The sequence below is a fragment of the Ramlibacter monticola genome (assembly GCF_016722785.1).
Classification (GTDB): Bacteria; Pseudomonadota; Gammaproteobacteria; order Burkholderiales; family Burkholderiaceae_C; genus Ramlibacter; species Ramlibacter monticola.
On sequence record NZ_JAEQNE010000001.1, the window covers coordinates 1,526,085 to 1,544,177 of the forward strand.

15 protein-coding genes are annotated in these 18,093 nt (G+C 68.6%); all 15 read right to left on the reverse strand.

Annotation, left to right across the window (positions count from 1 at the left end; translation table 11 throughout):
- Positions 1-70: 70 nt before the first annotated feature.
- The 15 genes from ftsW to JJ685_RS07450 all read right to left on the reverse strand — a co-directional run bounded on the left by ftsW (position 71) and on the right by JJ685_RS07450 (position 18,086).
- On the reverse strand, positions 71-1,309 hold the full coding sequence (gene ftsW / locus JJ685_RS07380) for a putative lipid II flippase FtsW (protein ID WP_408015454.1): 1,239 nt from the start codon (positions 1,307-1,309) through the stop codon (positions 71-73).
- Positions 1,306-2,820: a UDP-N-acetylmuramoyl-L-alanine--D-glutamate ligase gene (gene murD, locus JJ685_RS07385; RefSeq protein WP_201673531.1), complete on the reverse strand. Its 1,515-nt coding sequence runs from the start codon at positions 2,818-2,820 to the stop codon at positions 1,306-1,308. Before murD ends, ftsW begins: the two co-directional genes overlap by 4 nt.
- On the reverse strand, positions 2,820-3,998 hold the full coding sequence (gene mraY / locus JJ685_RS07390; protein ID WP_201673532.1) for a phospho-N-acetylmuramoyl-pentapeptide-transferase: 1,179 nt from the start codon (positions 3,996-3,998) through the stop codon (positions 2,820-2,822). Before mraY ends, murD begins: the two co-directional genes overlap by 1 nt.
- A complete protein-coding gene (locus tag JJ685_RS07395; RefSeq protein ID WP_236598699.1) occupies positions 3,988-5,382 on the reverse strand; it encodes a UDP-N-acetylmuramoyl-tripeptide--D-alanyl-D-alanine ligase in 1,395 nt (464 codons plus the stop codon). Before JJ685_RS07395 ends, mraY begins: the two co-directional genes overlap by 11 nt.
- On the reverse strand, positions 5,379-6,848 hold the full coding sequence (locus tag JJ685_RS07400; RefSeq protein ID WP_201673533.1) for a UDP-N-acetylmuramoyl-L-alanyl-D-glutamate--2,6-diaminopimelate ligase: 1,470 nt from the start codon (positions 6,846-6,848) through the stop codon (positions 5,379-5,381). Before JJ685_RS07400 ends, JJ685_RS07395 begins: the two co-directional genes overlap by 4 nt.
- Positions 6,848-8,590: a peptidoglycan D,D-transpeptidase FtsI family protein gene (locus tag JJ685_RS07405; RefSeq protein ID WP_201673534.1), complete on the reverse strand. Its 1,743-nt coding sequence runs from the start codon at positions 8,588-8,590 to the stop codon at positions 6,848-6,850. The genes JJ685_RS07400 and JJ685_RS07405 overlap by 1 nt, the downstream gene beginning before the upstream one ends.
- Positions 8,587-8,874: a cell division protein FtsL gene (ftsL, locus tag JJ685_RS07410; protein ID WP_201673727.1), complete on the reverse strand. Its 288-nt coding sequence runs from the start codon at positions 8,872-8,874 to the stop codon at positions 8,587-8,589. The genes JJ685_RS07405 and ftsL overlap by 4 nt, the downstream gene beginning before the upstream one ends.
- Entirely contained in the window at positions 8,874-9,785 is a 912-nt protein-coding gene (rsmH, locus tag JJ685_RS07415; RefSeq protein WP_201673535.1) for a 16S rRNA (cytosine(1402)-N(4))-methyltransferase RsmH, read from the reverse strand. Before rsmH ends, ftsL begins: the two co-directional genes overlap by 1 nt.
- 9 nt (positions 9,786-9,794) lie before the next feature.
- Positions 9,795-10,223 carry a division/cell wall cluster transcriptional repressor MraZ gene (gene mraZ / locus JJ685_RS07420; protein ID WP_201673536.1) on the reverse strand — a complete coding sequence of 143 codons (429 nt, stop codon included), beginning with the start codon at positions 10,221-10,223 and terminating at the stop codon, positions 9,795-9,797.
- A 231-nt stretch (positions 10,224-10,454) separates the two neighbouring features.
- Positions 10,455-11,768: an ATP-dependent protease ATPase subunit HslU gene (gene hslU / locus JJ685_RS07425; RefSeq protein WP_201673537.1), complete on the reverse strand. Its 1,314-nt coding sequence runs from the start codon at positions 11,766-11,768 to the stop codon at positions 10,455-10,457.
- The gene (gene hslV, locus JJ685_RS07430; RefSeq protein ID WP_201673538.1) at positions 11,765-12,316 is read right to left on the reverse strand and encodes an ATP-dependent protease subunit HslV; all 552 of its coding nucleotides are present in this window, start codon (positions 12,314-12,316) and stop codon (positions 11,765-11,767) included. The genes hslU and hslV overlap by 4 nt, the downstream gene beginning before the upstream one ends.
- An 89-nt stretch (positions 12,317-12,405) precedes the next feature.
- A complete protein-coding gene (locus tag JJ685_RS07435; protein ID WP_201673539.1) occupies positions 12,406-14,298 on the reverse strand; it encodes an STAS domain-containing protein in 1,893 nt (630 codons plus the stop codon).
- 39 nt (positions 14,299-14,337) lie between these two features.
- The gene (gene dksA, locus JJ685_RS07440; RefSeq protein ID WP_408015455.1) at positions 14,338-15,399 is read right to left on the reverse strand and encodes an RNA polymerase-binding protein DksA; all 1,062 of its coding nucleotides are present in this window, start codon (positions 15,397-15,399) and stop codon (positions 14,338-14,340) included.
- A 288-nt stretch (positions 15,400-15,687) separates the two neighbouring features.
- Positions 15,688-16,728: a CobW family GTP-binding protein gene (locus JJ685_RS07445; protein WP_201673541.1), complete on the reverse strand. Its 1,041-nt coding sequence runs from the start codon at positions 16,726-16,728 to the stop codon at positions 15,688-15,690.
- Between the two features lie 176 nt (positions 16,729-16,904).
- A complete protein-coding gene (locus JJ685_RS07450) occupies positions 16,905-18,086 on the reverse strand; it encodes a class I SAM-dependent rRNA methyltransferase (protein WP_201673542.1) in 1,182 nt (393 codons plus the stop codon).
- Between the last annotated feature and the right edge of the window lie 7 nt (positions 18,087-18,093).

An 18,093-nucleotide genomic window follows, 5' to 3' on the forward strand; every position in this document is an offset into this window, starting at 1 on the left:
CGCATCAGCCAAGCCGCCTTCGGCGTCTTGCAGCGCTTCGCGCTGGTGCTGTTTTGGTGAAACAGAACCTTCATGCGCGGCCTCCGCGCATCAGAGTTCTGTTTTCGTAGTCGATGCGCAGCACCACCGCGATCGCCACCACGTTCAACAGCACCGCGGAGCCGCCATAGGACATCAGCGGCAGGGTCAGGCCCTTGGTCGGCAGCGCGCCCAGGTTCACGCCCATGTTGATGAAGGCCTGGAAGCCGATCCAGATGCCCACGCCCTGGGCCACCAGCCCGGCGAACACGCGGTCCAGCGCGATCGCCTGGCGGCCGATGTGCATGATGCGGCGGGTCATCCAGAGGAACGCCACGATGGCCGAGAGCACGCCGACCAGGCCGAACTCCTCGCCGATCACGGCCAGCAGGAAGTCAGTGTGGGCTTCCGGCAGCCAGTGCAGCTTCTCCACGCTGCCGCCGAGGCCGACGCCGAAGATCTCGCCGCGGCCGATGGCGATCAGCGAGTGCGACAGCTGGTAGCCCTTGCCCAGCGCGTACTTCTCGTTCCAGGGATCGAGGTAGGCAAAGATCCGCTCGCGCCGCCAGTCGGAGAACGCGATCATCAGCATGAAGGCGACGACGATCACCGCCGCGATCAGGAAGAACATGCGCGCGTTGACGCCGCCCAGGAACAGGATCCCCATGGCGATCACCGCGATCACCATGAAGGCGCCCATGTCCGGCTCCGCCAGCAGCAGCACGCCGACCACGGCGACGGCGGCGGCCATCGGCAGCACGGCGCGGAAGAAGCGCTCCTTCACCTCCATCTTGCGCACCATGTAGTTGGCGGCGTAGAGCAGGACCGCCAGCTTGGCGAGCTCCGAAGGCTGGAACGAAAGGGGGCCCAGCGCCAGCCAGCGGCGCGCGCCGTTGACGCCCTTGCCGATCCCGGGGATCAGCACCACGATCAGCAGCAGCAGCGAGGCCACGAACAGCCACGGCGCCAGGCGTTCCCAGGTTTCCACCCTGACCTGGAAGGCCAGCAGCCCGGCAACGAAGGCCAACACGAGGAACAGCGCGTGGCGGCTGAGGAAATAGGTGTGGGCGTAGCGGCCGAAGCGGGGGTTGTCCGGCAGCGCGATGGAGGCGGAATAGACCATCACCATGCCCCAGGCGAGCAGCGCCACCGTGACCCACAGGAGGCCCGGGTCGAAGGCGTGGATCCTGAGGTTGTCCCGCGGCTGCGACGGCATCCAGGCTGCGTCCGTCGAACGCCGGAAGGGATTGCGCATCCAGCCCGCGAGGGCGTCGGGCAGCGAGAGGTTCAAGCCTCGCCTCCGTCCAGCATCGCGCCCGTTTCGTCCGCCAGCGCCTGCACCGCGGCGCGGAACACCTCGGCGCGGTGCGGATAGTTGCGGAACATGTCGAAGCTCGCGCAGGCCGGGGACATCAGCACGGCGTCGCCGGCGTGGGCGCGCTGGGTCGCGATGCGCACGGCCTCTTCCATCGTCGCGGCATCGGCCAGCGGCACGCCGGTGGGCTCCAGCACGGCGCGGATCCGGGGACCGTCGCGGCCGATCAGCACCGCGGCGCGGGCGAAGCGCGCCACCGGCTCGGCCAGCGGCGCGAAGTCCTGGCCCTTGCCGTCCCCGCCCAGGATGATCACCAGCCTGCGCTCGGCGCCCAGGCCCTGCAGGGCGGCGACCGTGGCGCCGACGTTGGTGCCCTTGCTGTCGTCGAAGTACTCGACCTCGTTGACGATGCCCACCGGGTCCACGCGGTGCGGCTCGCCGCGGTATTCCCGCAGGCCGTACAGCATGGGCGCGAGCTGGCAGCCGGCGGAAGTGGCCAGGGCCAGCGCGGACAACGCGTTGATCGCGTTGTGGCGGCCGCGGATGCGCAGGGCGTCCGCGGGCATCAGGCGCTGCAGGTGGATTTCCTGCTCGGCATCCTTGCGGCGTCGTTCCGTTTCGTCGGCCTCGTGCGCCCGCACCAGCCAGGCCATGCCGTGCACGACCTCCAGGCCGAAATCGCCCGGACGCTTCGGCAGGTCGCCGCCGAAGGTCACGTGCCGGCGCTGCTCGTACTTGCCGCCCTTCAGGCGCACCGGTCCGGGCAGCATCTTCATCACGAGCGGGTCCTCGCGATTGAGGACCAGGGTGCCGGTCTGGCCGAAGATGCGCGCCTTGGCGGCGGCATAGGCTTCCATGGTGCCGTGCCAGTCCAGGTGGTCCTGCGTCACGTTCAGCACGGTGGCCGCGGTCGGCTCGAAGCCGGTCTCGCCATCGAGCTGGAAGCTGGAAAGCTCCAGCACCCAGACCTGCGGCAGCGCATTGGCCTCGCGCTTCTGCGCCAGCGTGTCCAGCAGCGTCGGGCCGATATTGCCGGCCACGGCCACGGTCTTGCCGCTGCGCTCGACGAGCTGGCCGGTGAGCGAGGTCACCGTGGTCTTGCCGTTGGTGCCGGTCACGGCCAGCACCGCGGGGTGGTAGCCATCGGCCTGGCGCATCGCCGCCAGCGCGTCGGCGAACAAGCCCAGCTCGCCGCGCACGGGGATGCCCTGCGCGCGCGCCGCTGCTTCGACCGGGGCGACCTGCGCCGGCGTCAGGCCGGGGCTGCGCAGCACCAGCCGGCGGCCCTGCGCCAGTTCGGCCGTGAAGGCGCCGCCGATGAAGCCCGCATCCGGCACCTGCTCGCGCAGGGTCGCCAGCTGCGGCGGATCTTCGCGCGTGTCGGCCACCGTCACGCGCGCGCCCTGCCCGGCGCACCAGCGCGCCATGGCGAGGCCCGAGGCCCCGCAGCCGAGCACCAGGACGTCCTGATCGCGCAAGCTTTCCATCACCGCAGCTTCAGGGTGGACAGGCCGACGAGGCACAGCAGCATCGTGATGATCCAGAAGCGGATCACCACCTGCGTTTCCTTCCAGCCGGTTTTCTCGAAATGGTGGTGCAGCGGCGCCATCAGCAGGATGCGCCGGCCCTCCCCGTACTTGCGCTTCGTGTACTTGAAGTAGATGACCTGGGCCATCACCGAGAGCGCTTCCACCACGAAGATCCCGCCCATGATGGCCAGCACGATTTCCTGCCGCACGATCACGGCGATGGTGCCGAGCGCGCCGCCCAGCGCGAGCGCGCCGACGTCGCCCATGAACACCTCGGCCGGGTGGGCGTTGAACCACAGGAAGGCGAGGCCGGCGCCGGCCATGGCGGCGCAGAAGATCAGCAGTTCGCCCGAGCCGGGGATGTGGGGCAGCAGCAGGTAGCGCGAGTACACGGCACTGCCGGTGACGTAGGCGAACACGCCCAGCGCCGAGCCCACCATCACCACCGGCATGATCGCCAGGCCGTCGAGGCCGTCGGTGAGGTTCACCGCATTGCTGGAGCCCACGATGACGAGATAGGTCATGAGCACGAAGCCGAACACGCCCAGCGGGTAGCTGATCTCCTTGAAGAAGGGCACCAGCAGGTTCGCCTTGGGCGGCAGGTTCATGTCGAAGCCCGAGCGCACCCAGTCGAAGAACAGCCCCAGCACCCGCACGTTGGTCGTCTCCGAGACGCTGAAGGCGAGGTACAGCGCGGCGACCAGGCCGATCAGCGATTGCCACAGGTACTTCTCGCGCGAGCGCATGCCCTCGGGGTCCTTGTTGACCACCTTGCGCCAGTCGTCCACCCAGCCGATGGCGCCGAAGCCCACCGTGACCAGCATCACGATCCACACGAAGCGGTTGGTCCAGTCGAACCAGAGGAGGGTCGACAGCGTCACCGAGATCAGGATCAGCACGCCGCCCATGGTGGGCGTGCCGCTCTTCTTCAGGTGCGACTGCATGGCGTATTCGCGCACCGGCTGCCCGATCTTCAGTTCGGTCAGGCGGCGGATCACCCAGGGGCCGAAAATGATCCCGATCAGCAGCGCGGTCATCGCCGCCATCACGGCGCGGAAGGTGATGTACTGGAAGACGCGGAAGAATCCGAATTCGTGACCGTGGCTTTGCATCCACGAGGCCAGGCTAACGAGCATCGGGGCTCCCCTTGTCCTGTTGTCGTGCGTGCGCGGCGATCGCCTCGACCACCCGTTCCATCTTCATGAAGCGCGATCCCTTGACCAGGACGCTTTCCGTCCCCGCCAGCGCCAGCAGCACCGCGGCGTTGAGCCCGTCGAGGTCCGCGAAGTGCGTGCCATTCATGCCCGCCGCCTGCTCGCCCAGCGTGAAGAGCTGCTCGATTCCGCGCTGGCGCGCGTAGTCCCCGACCTCCGCATGGAAGGCCGGGCCCTGGTTGCCCACCTCGCCCATGTCGCCCAGCACCAGCAGGCGCGGGCCGGGCAGTTCGGCGAGCACGTCGATGGCCGCGCGCACCGAGTCGGGGTTGGCGTTGTAGCTGTCGTCCACCACGGTCAGCGTGCGGCCGGCCAGCGCCACGCCGAGCGCGCGCGAGCGGCCCTTCACCGGCTCGAAGGCCTCCAGCCCTTGCTGGATGGCCTGCAGCGGGACGCCCGCGGCAAGAGCGCAGGCGGCCGCGGCGAGCGCGTTGCGCACGTTGTGGCGGCCGGCGATATGGAGTCGGAACGCAATGGCGCCGGCCGGGGTTTCCGCCCCGACGCGCCAGTGTTCCTGGTGCCATTCAGACCCGGCCAGGAAAACGTCGGCGTCCGTGTCGCGCGCGTCGCCGAAGGTCATGCAGGGACGCGCGTCGGCCAGCGCCGTCCACAGCATCGTGAAGGCGTCGTCGGCAGGGAACACGGCCACGCCGCTGGGCGGCAGGGCCGCGAACACGCTGCCGTTCTCGCGGGCCACGGCTTCCACCGTCGCCATGAATTCCTGGTGCTCGCGCTGGGCGTTGTTGACCAGCGCCACGGTCGGCGCCGCGATGCGCGCGAGGTAGCCGATCTCGCCGGGGTGGTTCATGCCCAGTTCGATGACACCGATGCGCTGCTTGGCGCGCAGGCGCAGCAGGGTGAGCGGCAGGCCGATGTCGTTGTTCAGGTTGCCCTGGGTCGCCAGGTGCGCCTCGGGCTGCCAGGCGCGCAGGATGGACGCGATCATCTGCGTCACCGTGGTCTTGCCGTTGCTGCCCGTCACCGCGATCAGCGGCAGCTTGTACTGCATGCGCCAGGCGTGGGCCAGCTCGCCGAGCGCGAGCTTGCTGTCCTCGACTTCGATGCCGGGCATGCCGGCGGGCAGCCGGCCCGCTTGCGCGATCGCCGCGACCGCGCCCCTGGCGCGTGCATCGGCCAGGAAGTCGTTGGCATCGAAGCGCTCGCCCTTGAGCGCGACGAACAGGTCGCCCGGCTGCAGCGTGCGGGTGTCGGAGTGCACGCGCTGCACCGCGACGGCGCTGTCGCCGACCAGGCGGCCGCCGGTCCACTCGGCAGCCTGCTTCAGGCTGAACATGGACTCGCTCATCTGCGTGCCTCCAGCGCCTTCTGCGCGTGCGCCTGGTCGGAGAAGGGGTGCTTGACGCCCGCGATCTCCTGGTAGTCCTCGTGGCCCTTGCCGGCCAGCAGGATCACGTCGCCGCCGTCGGCGGCGGCGATCGTCTCGGCGATCGCGCGGGCGCGATCGACTTCCACCTGCACGCACTCGCGGTGCGACAGGCCCAGCAGGATCTGGCTGATGATCGCTTCCGGCTTCTCGCTGCGCGGGTTGTCGCTGGTGACCACGACGCGGTCGGCGTTCTTCTCCGCCACCGCCGCCATCAGCGGGCGCTTGGTCGCATCGCGGTCGCCGCCGCAGCCGAACACGCACCACAGCTTGCCGCCCCGCTGCGCCGCCAGCGGGCGCAGGGCCTGCAGGCCCTTGTCGAGCGCGTCCGGGGTGTGCGCGTAGTCGACCGCCACCAGCGGCTGGCCGGGGACGAGGAGCCTTTCCATGCGCCCGGGCACCGGCAGCAGGTCGGTGCAGGCCGCCACCGCGTCGGCCAGCGGCACGCCGATGGCGCGCATCATCCCGAGCACGCCCAGCAGGTTGGACACGTTGTACTGGCCGACGAGCTTCGTCTGCAGCGGATGGCGTTCGGCGCCCTCCGCCACCACGAAGCGCAGGCCCTCGTCGCCGTAGCCGATCTCCTGCGCCTGCAGGCGGGCGGGGCGCTCGCAGGAGACCGTCCACACGTCGAGCGAACCTTCGAGCTGGCGTTCCAGCACCTCGGCCTTCCCGTCGTCGAGGTTCAGCACGGCCGCCTGCAGCCCGGGCCAGTGGAACAGCTGCGCCTTCGCCGCCCAGTAGGCATCCATGCTGCCGTGGTAGTCCAGGTGGTCCTGCGTGAAGTTGGTGAAGGCGGCCACGCGGATGCGCGTGCCATCCAGGCGCCGCTCCTCGATGCCGATGGAGGAAGCCTCGATCGCGCAGGCCTTCGCGCCTTCGGCGAGGAAGCGGCGGAAGTGGCGCTGCATCAGCACCGGGTCGGGCGTGGTGAGGCCGGTGTGCTCCACGTGCGGCGGCCGGCCGATGCCCAGCGTGCCGACCAGCCCGCAGGGCACCGGCGGCCGCAGGTTGGCAAGCGCCTGGGCGAGCCACCACGCGGTGGAGGTCTTGCCGTTGGTGCCCGTCACGGCGAGCACGTCGAGCTGCGCGGTCGGCTCGCCGTAGAACAGGGCGCCGATCGGGCCGGTGGCGGCCTTGAGGCCTTCGTAGGCGGCGACCGCCTCCGAAGAAAAGCCGTACCCCTCGCTGCCCGCCGCTTCGACGAGGCAGGCGCGCGCGCCCTGCTGCAAGGCGGCGGGCACGAACTTGCGGCCGTCGGTGGCGGCGCCGGGCCAGGCGATGAAGCCGTCGCCGGCCTGGACCTGGCGGCTGTCGCAGTGCACTTCGCCGGCCACGCGCGCGCGCAGCCAGTCGGCGGCTTCCCGGGGGGTGCGGAGGACCCGCATCAGAACGACTCCTCCACGGCCTGCACCAGGATCTGCGGTTTCACGTTCATGTCCGGCTGCACCCCCAGCATGCGCAGGGTCTGCTGCACGGTGGCGCTGAACACCGGAGCGGCGACGTCGCCGCCGAAATAGCGGCCGGCGCTCGGCTCGTCGATCATCACCGCCACCACGATGCGCGGCTGCTCCACCGGCGCGACGCCGACGAAGAAACCGCGGTACTTGCGGTCCGCATAGCCCTTGCCTTCCTGCTTGTGCGCGGTGCCGGTCTTGCCGCCCACCGAATAGCCCATGGTCTGCGCCTTGGGCGCCGTGCCGCCGCTCTGCGTGACGAGGTGCAGCATGTGGCGCACGGCCTGCGCCGTCGGGGGCTGCAGCACGCGCATGCCGGCCGCCGGAGTGCCGCTCGAAGTCTTCAGCAAGGTCACGGGCACGAGCTCGCCATCGCGGGCGAACACGCTGTAGGCGCGGGCCAGCTGGAACAGGCTGGCCGACAGGCCGTAGCCGTAGCTCATGGTGGCCTGCTCGATCGGACGCCAGGTCTTCCAGGCGCGCAGCTTGCCGCTCACCGCGCCGGGGAAGGGCAGCTGCGGGCGCTGGCCGAAGCCGACCTGGCTGAACATGTCCCACATCTCGCGCGGCTGCAGCTGCATCGCCATCTTCACGGTGCCGACGTTGCTGGACTTCTGGATCACCTCGTTGACCGTGAGCACGCCGTGCGGGTGCGAGTCGCTGATCGTGGAGCCGGAGATGGTGAGGCGGCCCGGCGCCGTCTGGATCGGCGTGGTCGGCTGCACCAGCCCCTTCTCCAGCGCCAGCGCCGCCACGAAGGGCTTCATGGTCGAACCGGGCTCGAAGGTGTCGGTCAGCGCGCGGTTGCGCAGCTGCGCGCCCGTGAGGTTCTGCCGGTTGGCGGGCGCGTAGCTCGGGTAGTTGGCCAGCGCCAGCACCTCGCCGGTCTGCACGTCCAGCACCACCACGCTGCCGGCCTTGGCCTTGTTCTCGACGACGGCGTCGCGCAGCTTCTGGTACGCGAAGAACTGCACCTTGCTGTCGATGGACAGCTGCAGGTCCCTGCCCGCCGCCGGCGGCACCTGCTCGCCCACGTCTTCCACGATGCGGCCGAGGCGGTCCTTGATGACGCGGCGCGAGCCCGGACGGCCGGCCAGTTCCTTGTCGAACGCCAGCTCCACGCCTTCCTGGCCGTGGTCCTCCACGTTGGTGAAGCCGACGACGTGCGCGGCGGCCTCGCCCTCGGGGTACTGGCGGCGGTATTCCTTGCGCTGGTAGATGCCCTTGATGTCCAGCGCGGCGATCTGGCGGGCCGTGGCCTCGTCGACCTGGCGCTTGAGCCAGACGAAGTTGCGCTCGTCCTCCTCCAGCTTCTTCATCAGGTCCGGCAGCGGCAGCTGCAGCAGCTTCGCGAGCTGGGCCAGCTTGAGCTTGTCGCGCTCGACGTCCTCGGGGATGGCCCAGATGCTGGGCACGGGCACGCTGGTCGCAAGCAGCAGGCCGTTGCGGTCCACAATGCGGCCGCGGTTGGCGGGCAGCTCCAGGGTGCGGGCGAAGCGCACCTCGCCCTGCTTGCGGTAGAACTCGTTGCCGAACACCTGCACCCAGGCAGCGCGGCCGGCCAGCGCCAGGAAGCCCAGCGCGATGCCGGCCACGATGAACTTGCTGCGCCACACGGGCGTGCGGCTGGCCAGCAGCGGGCTGGAGGAGTAGGCGACGACGCGACCGCTCATTGCGACGCCCCCTGTCCCACGCCCTTGTGCGTGACGTACAGCGTGATGGCCGGCGTGGCCGGACGCATCCCCAGCTGCTCGCGGGCGACCTTCTCCACGCGCGCCGACGTGGCCTGCTTGCGTTTCTCCACCTGCAGCCGCTCGTTCTCGCTCCCCAGCTTGCGGGCGTCGTTCTCCGCCCGCTCGATCTCGGCGTACAGGCGGCGCGACTCGTACTGCACCTGCACCAGGTACAGCGCGCTGGCGACCAGCGCGACCAGCAGCGTGAGGTTCAGGCGCAGCATCACGCGTCCGTCCTCTCGGCCACCCGCATGATGGCGCTGCGCGCGCGGGCGTTCGCTCCCACCTCGGCGGCGCTCGGCTTCACGCGCTCCACCGACTTCAGCTTCATGGGCTTGGGTGCGGCGAAGGGCACGCGGCGGTCCACTTCCTCGCGCGAATGCTTCGCGATGAACTGCTTCACGATGCGATCTTCCAGCGAATGAAAGCTGATCACGACCAGCCGGCCTCCGGGTTCGAGAACGTCGAGACTTGCTTCTAGCGCGGCCTGCAGCTCTTCAAGCTCGGCGTTGACGAAAATCCGAAGAGCCTGAAATGTGCGCGTTGCAGGGTCCTGGCCCGGCTCGCGGGTTTTGACCGTGCCAGCCACGAGCTGGGCCAGCTCGGAGGTGCTGGCAAGTGGCCCCCTCTCCTGCCGGCGAGCTGCAATCGCCTTTGCAATCTGAAAAGCAAACCGTTCTTCGCCATATTCACGAATCACCTCCGCCATCTGTTCCACCGGGGCGGTGGCGAGCCAGTCCGCGGCGCTGGTGCCGCGCGTGGGGTCCATGCGCATGTCCAGCGGGCCGTCGGAACGGAACGAAAAACCGCGCGCGGGGTTGTCGATCTGCGGCGAGCTGACGCCCAGGTCCATCAGCACCCCGGCCACGCTGCGGGCCTCCAGTTCGCGCAGGGCCGCGAAGCCCTCGTGCCGGATCTCGAAGCGCGTGTCCTCGATGGCATTGGCCACCGCGACCGCCTCGGGGTCCTTGTCGAACGCGATGAGCCGGCCCTGCGGCTCCAGCCGCGACAGGACCAGGCGCGAGTGCCCGCCGCGACCGAAGGTCGCGTCGATGTAGGTTCCATCCGGCTTGGTGACGAGGGCGTCGACTGCTTCGTTCAACAAGACGGTGGTGTGTTGCCATCTGCCTTCCACCGCCTGCCTTCAGAAAGAGAAGTCCTTGAAGGCTTCGGGCATTCCGCCGCGCATGGCCTCGGCCTCCTTCGCCTCGTAGGTCGCCTTGTCCCAAAGCTCGAAGTGCGTTCCCATTCCCAGCAGCATCGTTTCCTTCTCGATGCCGGTCGCGGCACGCAGTTCGGGCGCCACCAGCACGCGGCCGGTCGAATCCAGCTCCACGTCCTGGGCGTTGCCCAGAAAGATTCTCTTCCACCACTGCGCGTCCATGGGGAGCTGCGCGATGCGGTCACGAAATTTTTCCCATTCCGGCCGCGGGAAGACCATCAGGCAGCCGTGGGGGTGGCGGGTGATCGTGAGCTGGTTGGCGGCGGTGGCGGCCAGGACGTCACGATGCCGGGTCGGCATGGACAGCCGCCCCTTGGCATCGAGATTCAGCGACGACGCGCCCTGGAACACCTTGTTCTGCCCTCACTGCGAAACCGCAAATCGCGGCGGGAACTCCCACAATCCCCCACTTCATTGCACTTTTTTGCACTGTAGCAGGAAAAAGGGGGATCGCAAGGGAGCGGCGGTAAGAATTGGCAATGAAATCAAGCACTTAGAAGCGATTCGGCGGCCCGAGGCCGCCGAAAAAACCGTTCCAGAGCAAGCACTTACGTGAGGCTCTGCATGTGAATCCTCACGGAATCAGAGGATGTACCGCGACAGGTCCTCGTTGCGGCTCAGCTCGCTGAGGCGCGCGTCCACGTAGGCCGCGTCGATCGTCACAGACTGGCCTTCGAGCCGGGTCGCCTCGAAGCTCACCTCGTCCAGCAGGCGCTCCATCACCGTCGAAAGCCGCCGGGCGCCGATGTTCTCGGTCCGCTCGTTGACCTCGTAGGCGATCTGCGCCAGCCGCGTGATGCCTTCGGGCTGGAACGTGAGCTGCACGTTCTCGGTCGCCAGCAGCGCCTGGTACTGCTTGACCAGCGAGGCGTGCGTGGTCGTGAGGATGGCCTCGAAGTCCTGCACCGACAGCGAGCCGAGCTCCACCCGGATCGGGAAGCGGCCCTGCAGTTCCGGGATGAGGTCGCTCGGCTTGGACAGGTGGAAGGCGCCGCTGGCGATGAACAGGATGTGGTCGGTGCGGATCGGCCCGTACTTGGTGGAGACGGTCGTGCCTTCCACCAGCGGCAGCAGGTCGCGCTGCACGCCCTGGCGCGACACGTCGGCGCCGGCGGCCTCGCTGCGCGACGCGACCTTGTCGATCTCGTCGATGAAGACGATGCCGTTCTGCTCCGCGTTCTGGATCGCGGCCGCCTTGATCTCGTCCTCGTTGACCATGCCGGCCGCCTCCTCGTCGACCAGCAGCTTCATCGCCTCGCCGATCTTGAGCTTGCGACTCTTGCGCTTGGTGCCGCCGAATTGCGTGAAGAGGCCGCGCAGCTGCTCGGTCATGTCCTCCATGCCGGGCGGACCCATGATCTCCAGCTGCGGCTTCGGCTCCGCCACGTCGATCTCGATGTCCTTGTCGTCGAGCTCGCCCTGGCGCAGCTTCTTGCGGAAGACCTGCCGCGCCGTGTTCTCGCCGGGCTCCTCGCCGCGCGCCGGCGGCACCAGCACGCCGAGGATGCGTTCCTCGGCGGCGTCTTCGGCGCGGGTGCGCACCTTGCGCATCTCGGCGATGCGCGTCTGCTTCACCGCCATCTCCGCGAGGTCGCGCACGATCGAATCGACGTCCTTGCCGACGTAGCCCACCTCGGTGAACTTGGTCGCCTCCACCTTGATGAAGGGCGCATCGGCGAGCTTGGCCAGCCGGCGCGCGATCTCGGTCTTGCCGACGCCGGTCGGGCCGATCATCAGGATGTTCTTCGGCGTGATCTCGGGGCGCAGCTTCTCCTCGACCTGCTGGCGGCGCCAGCGGTTGCGCAGGGCGATCGCCACGGCGCGCTTGGCCTGGTGCTGGCCCACGATGTGGCGATCCAGCTCCGAGACGATCTCCTGGGGCGTCATGGAGCTCATTCCAGCACCTCGATCGTGTGGTTCATGTTGGTGTAGATGCACAGCTCGCCCGCGATCTCGAGCGACTTCTTGACGATGTCGCGCGCGCCTAGCTCGGTGTTCTCCAGCAGCGCGCGCGCCGAGGCCTGCGCGTAGCCGCCGCCCGAGCCGATGGAGACGATGCCGTGCTCGGGCTCGAGCACGTCGCCGTTGCCGGTGATGATCAGCGAGGACTCGCGGTCGGCCACGGCCAGCATGGCCTCCAGTCGACGCAGCACGCGGTCGGTGCGCCAGTCCTTGGTGAGCTCGATCGCGGCGCGCACGAGGTGGCCCTGGTGCTTCTCCAGCTTGCCCTCGAAGCGCTCGAACAGCGTGAAGGCGTCCGCGGTCGCGCCGGCGAAGCCGGCCAGCACCTTGTCGTGGTAGAGCTTGCGGACCTTGCGGGCGGATCCCTTGATGACGATGTTGCCCAGGGTCACCTGGCCGTCGCCGCCGATCGCCACCTGCCAGCGGCCGTCGGCGGCCTTGCGCCGCACGCTGACGATGGTCGTGCCGTGAAACTGTTCCATGGGGGATGAGGTGACAAAAGGAAGAGCTTGGGGCGCCCTGCGCCTTCTCAAGTCATTTTGTCATCGAAGCCGCCGGACGGGCGGCAGGCTCAGTCGGTCCGGATGCCGATGCGCGCGTGCTCGCTGATGCCGATGACGTTGTAGAACGCGGCGACCAGGCGGTGCACTTCGACGAACTGCACCTGGCGGCCTTCCGATACGCGGGCGGTCACCCAGTTCAGCAGCGTGCCCGCCGCGGTGAAGTCGATGCGCATCAGGCGGGCGCAGTTGATGATCATCACGTCGGCGTCGCCGAGCTTGGCGTCCAGCAACTCCAGCGCTTCCTTGCCGTCGCCCAGCACCTGGCCCGAGAACTCCACGGTGGCCACGCTGGACATCTGCGACGTCACTGCCGCCAGCTGCGAATCGCCGTAGGTCATGATGCTGGACATGACCGACTCGTGGAAGGCCTCGCCCACGATGGTGTTGCGCGTGGCGAGGCTGCCGTCCGGCTGCATGGACTTGAACTCGCAGCGTGCGCTTTCCCACGAGGGCGGCGAGACCTCGTAGGTCACGCAGTAGTCCAGGGCGACCAGCTCGAATTCGTCCGGCCGGTGCATCACGCGCAGGATTTCCATGCGCAGCTTCCACCACGCGGGGTTGACGCCGCGGTCGCCCGAGGGCGTGTTGTCCTTCAGCACCTTTTCCAGCGCCTCGCCGCCGATGAAGCGCAGCTGCAGGGACTGGCCGGCCCATTGCGTGAACAGGCGGGTGAGCGGCTCGATCGCCGATTCGACGATGGAGTTCAGCTTGGTCCAGTTCAGCTTGAACGGCTGCGGGGCGCGCGCGAGCGCCGCGCTCAGCGCCGCGACCGTCTGCGAACCGAAGATCGCCGGCGAATTCCAGTCGGCCGCCGTCTGGCCGGGGGTCAAGGGCGCCATGGTGCTCGGCGCGCTGAGGCGGCCCACGATCGCGGGCATCGAGAACCACTGCGGGGCGGAACGGCCGAAGCGACCGGCGAACTCGATGGCCGCGGTCTCGAAGCGGTCCTGCTTGCCGGTGGCGCGATAGAGGTCGAACAGCGTGAGCCAGGTCTCGTCGTGGTTCACGCGCGAGCCCTGCGGGGCCAGCACCTCCAGCAGGCCGGCCTCGGCGCCCTCGTCGTCGCCGTTGGCGAAGCGGATCGAGGCCTCCTCCAGTTCCGGGTCGTGGGCGAATTCCTCGACCTGGATCGCATACTGCTTGGATTGCGAGAACACGCTCGGCACGCTCGGCGAGCCGGCGATGGCAGCGTCGTTGCGGGGCGGCGCCGCAGCGGGCGCACCGGCTGCGCCGTCCAGCGGCGCCGCGGCGGCCGGACGCGCCGGTGCCCCAGGCGCGCTGCCAGCGGGCCGTGCGGCAGCTGCGGGCTGGGGCGCCATGCCGCCTGCCTGCGCCACTCCCCTCGGCAGCACCGACTCCATCAGCGGCTGCTGCTGCAACGGCGTCGCCGCAGTGGGCGCAGTGCCCAGTTGCTGCGGCGCGGTGCGCGAATAGGAAGTCGCGGCCGGCCCGGGCTGCTGCTGCACCGCTTCGGGCGGCATGTGCGAGGACATGGTGAAGCCCGTGCTCGCGGGCTGCTGCGACTGCCCGCCGTGCTTGGTCTTCCACCACTGCATGGACATCTGCGCCTCGATCTCGTCGATCTTCTTCAGCGTGGTGGCGCGGTCGTCCGGCTTGGACGGCATCGAGCTCTGGAAGAAGGACGGGCGCAGGCCCAGGTCCTGCCCGGCCAGCACCTCGCTGCGGCGCATCTTGCGCAGCATGTCGAACTCGCGCTTGCGCACGAAGTCGTTGCGCCGCTTGCGCTCGATCATCTCCTTGAGCATCTGCTTGGAGTACGAGCTTTCGCGGTCACCCTCGGCTTCGGAGCTGCCCTCTCCCCAGGCGGTGGCGGGACTCTTGACGAACCGCACCACCCTGGACAGCAACCCACTGGGCGCGGAATCGTCTTTCTGCGGCATGGACGGTTGCGAGTACTGCAGGAGTCAGCGAGGGAGGGGTCAGTCCCCGAACATCTTCTGCTTCAACTCGCGGCGCTGCTGCGCCTCGAGCGACAGGGTCGCCGTGGGGCGCGCCAGCAGGCGGCCGACGCCGATCGGCTCGCCCGTCTCGTCGCAGTAGCCGTAGTCGCCGGCGTCGATGCGGGCGATGGACTGCTCGATCTTCTTCAGCAGCTTGCGCTCGCGGTCGCGGGTGCGCAGTTCGAGCGCGTGCTCCTCCTCGATCGTGGCGCGGTCGGCCGGATCGGGGACGATCACCGTGTCCTCGCGCAGGTGCTCGGTGGTCTCGCCGGCGCTATTGAGGATGTCCTGTTTGAGCTGCAGCAGCTTCAGGCGGAAGTACGCCATCTGCTTCTCGTTCATGTACTCGGTGTCCGGCATGGCGAGCACTTCTTCATCCGTGAGCTCTTCTGCGGACTTGGTCTTCCAGTTGTTCGCCAATTTCGGGTCTTTCTTGATGGCGACGACCGGCGGGGGCGTCAGTACGGATTGGGTGGCCATGGGGATATAGCTTGCCTTGGCGGCACCCGGAGCGGCGGGCGCGCTGACGACCGGTGGCTGCGCGGCCCGCGGCGCGGCAGGCGCCGGCCTCGGGACTTGCGCGGACACGGGGGCCGGCTTCGCTGCGGCGGGTGCGGGTGCCGCGGGTGGTTGGGCTGCCTTGGGCGGCGCGGTCTTTGCGGGAACCGGGCTGGCCTTGGCAGGGATCTTCTTGGCGGCGGCGACGACTGCCTTGGCGCCCGTGACCACCGCCTTCGCCACCGCGCCGACCACCTTGCCGGCCGTCGTCTTGGCGGCCTTGGGCGCGGCCTTCTCCGCGGGCCTGGCCGCCTTGACCGGAGCGGCCTTGGCAGGGGTCTTCGCCGGGGCCTTGGCGGCCGGCTTGGCAGGCGCCTTCGCGACGGCCTTGACCGCCGTCCTGGCAGGAGTCTTCACCGCCGCCGTCTTGGCCGCGGGCTTGACGGCCTTGGCGACCGGCTTGGGGGCGGTCTTGGACGCAGGCAGAGCCTTCGCCGCGGTCTTCTTCGTGGTCTTGGCAGCGGCCTTGGGCTGAGCCTTCACTTCCCGTCTCCTCGCGTCGGCGCAGGCTGGCCGCGGTGCGAACTCCGCCAACGAGCCTTTTTTTCTAGGTGCAACGCCGTCATGACCGCGATTTATACCCTGATTGTTCGGCTCTGCACGACCGTGAACCTCCTTTTCGTCATGATGCGCCCGTGCCGCCCATGGACAGGCGGATACGGCCAGTTGCAGAACTGAGACAAACACGGGCGGCGGATGCTGGTGCATGAAGGGCGCCAGCGTAGCCCCGGGGCCGCCCGGCGGGGTTTCAGACCGCGCCGCGGCGGCGCGTCAGACAAGGCACTGCTCGAGCCCCTGCAAAAAGATGTCCTTGGGGAGCTCGATGCCGATGAAGACCATCTTGGACTGGCGCATCTCGCCCTCGGCCCACTTGGGGCCCAGGTCGCTTCCCATGAGCTGGTGGACGCCCTGGAAGATCACCTTGCGCTCGGTGCCCTTCATGTGGAGCACGCCCTTGTAGCGCAGCATGCGGGGCCCGTAGATGTTGACGATCGCGCCCAGGAAATCCTCCAGCTTCATCGGGTCGAAGGCGCGCTCGGAGCGGAACACGAAGCTCTTGACGTCGTCGTCGTGGCGATGGTGGTGCGGGTGGTCGCAGTGCTCGCCGTGCTCGTGGTCGTGATCGTCGTGATGGTGGTGCTCGTGCTCGTCTTCCTCCTTGAGGAAGTCCGGGTCGATATCCAGCTTGGCGTTGAGGTTGAAGCCGCGCAGGTCGAACACGTCCTTGATCGGCACGTCGCCGAAGTGCACCGCCCGCTGGGGCGCGCGGGGGTTCATGTGCTTGAGGCGGTGCGTGAGGGCATCGACCTCGTCCTGGCCCACCAGGTCGGTCTTGCTGATGAAGATCTGGTCGGCGAAGCCCACCTGCCGCCGCGCCTCCTGGCGCTCGTCGAGCTGCTTGTCGGCGTGCTTGGCGTCGACCAGGGTGAGGATCGAGTCCAGCAGGTAGCTCTCGGCGATCTCGTCATCCATGAAGAAGGTCTGCGCCACCGGGCCGGGATCGGCCAGGCCGGTGGTCTCGATCACGATGCGGTCGAAATCGAGCATGCCCTTGCGCTTCTTGGCGGCCAGCAGCTGCAAAGTGGCGCGCAGGTCCTCGCGGATGGTGCAGCAGATGCAGCCGTTGCTCATCTGCACGATCTGTTCCTTCGTCTCGGAGACCAGGATGTCGTTGTCGATGTTCTCCTCGCCGAATTCGTTTTCGATCACGGCGATCTTCTGCCCGTGCGCCTCGCCCAGCACGCGCTTGAGCAGTGTCGTCTTGCCGGAGCCGAGGAAGCCGGTGAGGATGGTGGCGGGGATGAGGCTCATGATGGGGTACGAATGGGGACTGAGCCCAGTTTAGCGCCGCGAGAACATCCGGACGCGGAGGACACAAAGGGTACGCAGAGAACGCAAAGGAAATCCCCTAAGGGATTCTTTGCCTTCTTTTGCGTCCTCTGCGTACCCTTCGCGCCCTCTGCGTCCGGATGTCCGGATTTCGGCTGTTATTTCCTGATCACCACCAGCCCCTTGAGGTACTCCCCCTCGGGAAACGCCAGCGTCATCGGGTGGTCCGGGGCGGCGCCCAGGTGGTCGGCGATGTAGCCGTCGACGACGGCGTCGGTGCCGGCGGAGGCCACGATCTTGTGGAACAGGTCGGCCGAGATGCCGCCGGAGCAGGAGAACGTGAACAGCACGCCTCCCGGCGCCAGCAGCTTCAGCCCCAGCCGGTTGATGTCCTTGTAGGCCCGCGCGGCCCGCTCCGCGTGCGCCACGGTGGGCGCGAGCTTGGGCGGATCGAGCACGATCGCGTCGAACTGGCGGCCGGCCTCCACGAAGCGGCGCAGGCTGGCGTTGACGTCCGCATCCAGGAATTCCGCCCGGCCCGGGTCGAAGCCGTTGAGGGCGACGTTGGCCCGGGCGCGCTCCAGCGCCGGCCCCGATGAATCGATCGAAGTCACCTCGCCGGCGCCGCCCGCCAGCGCCGCCACGGTGAAGCCGCCGGTGTAGCAATAGCAGTTCAGGACGCGCTGCGCCCCCAGCCTGCGCACCCACTCGGCGAAGCGGGCGCGGTTCTCGCGCTGGTCGAGGTAGAAGCCGGTCTTGTGGCCGGTGGCCACGTCCAGCCCGAACTTCCAGCCGGATTCGGCGATCGCCAGCTCGGTTGGACCGTCGCCCCGCAGCCAGCCGCTGACCTCCGGCAAACCCTCCAGGCCGCGGGCGCTGGCATCGGAACGCTCGTACAGGCGTTGCGTTCCCGAGACATCCAGCAGGGTGTCGGCGAGAACTTTTTTCCATTTTTCGGCGCCGGCCGACAGGAACTGGGCGACGAGGACATCGCCGTAGCGGTCCACGACGAAACCGGGCAGGCCGTCCGATTCGCCGTGTACCAGGCGCACGCCATCGCTCGGCACCTTAAGCCTCTGGCGTGCACTAAGCGCTTCGCTTAACCGGCGGCGGAAGAAGGCGGGATCGATCCGGTCCCCCTCCTCGAAGCTCCAGGCCCGCGCCCGGATCTTCGACTGCGGGCTGAACGCCGCCCAGGCCAGGAAGCGGCCGTCGTTCCCCTCCACCCTGACGGTTTCCCCGGGGTCGGCCCCCCCCTTGGCGACCGCCGAATCGAAGATCCATGGGTGGCGACGCAAGAGCGAGCGCTCGCGACCCTCCCGCAACCGAATGACTTTCATGCCCCTA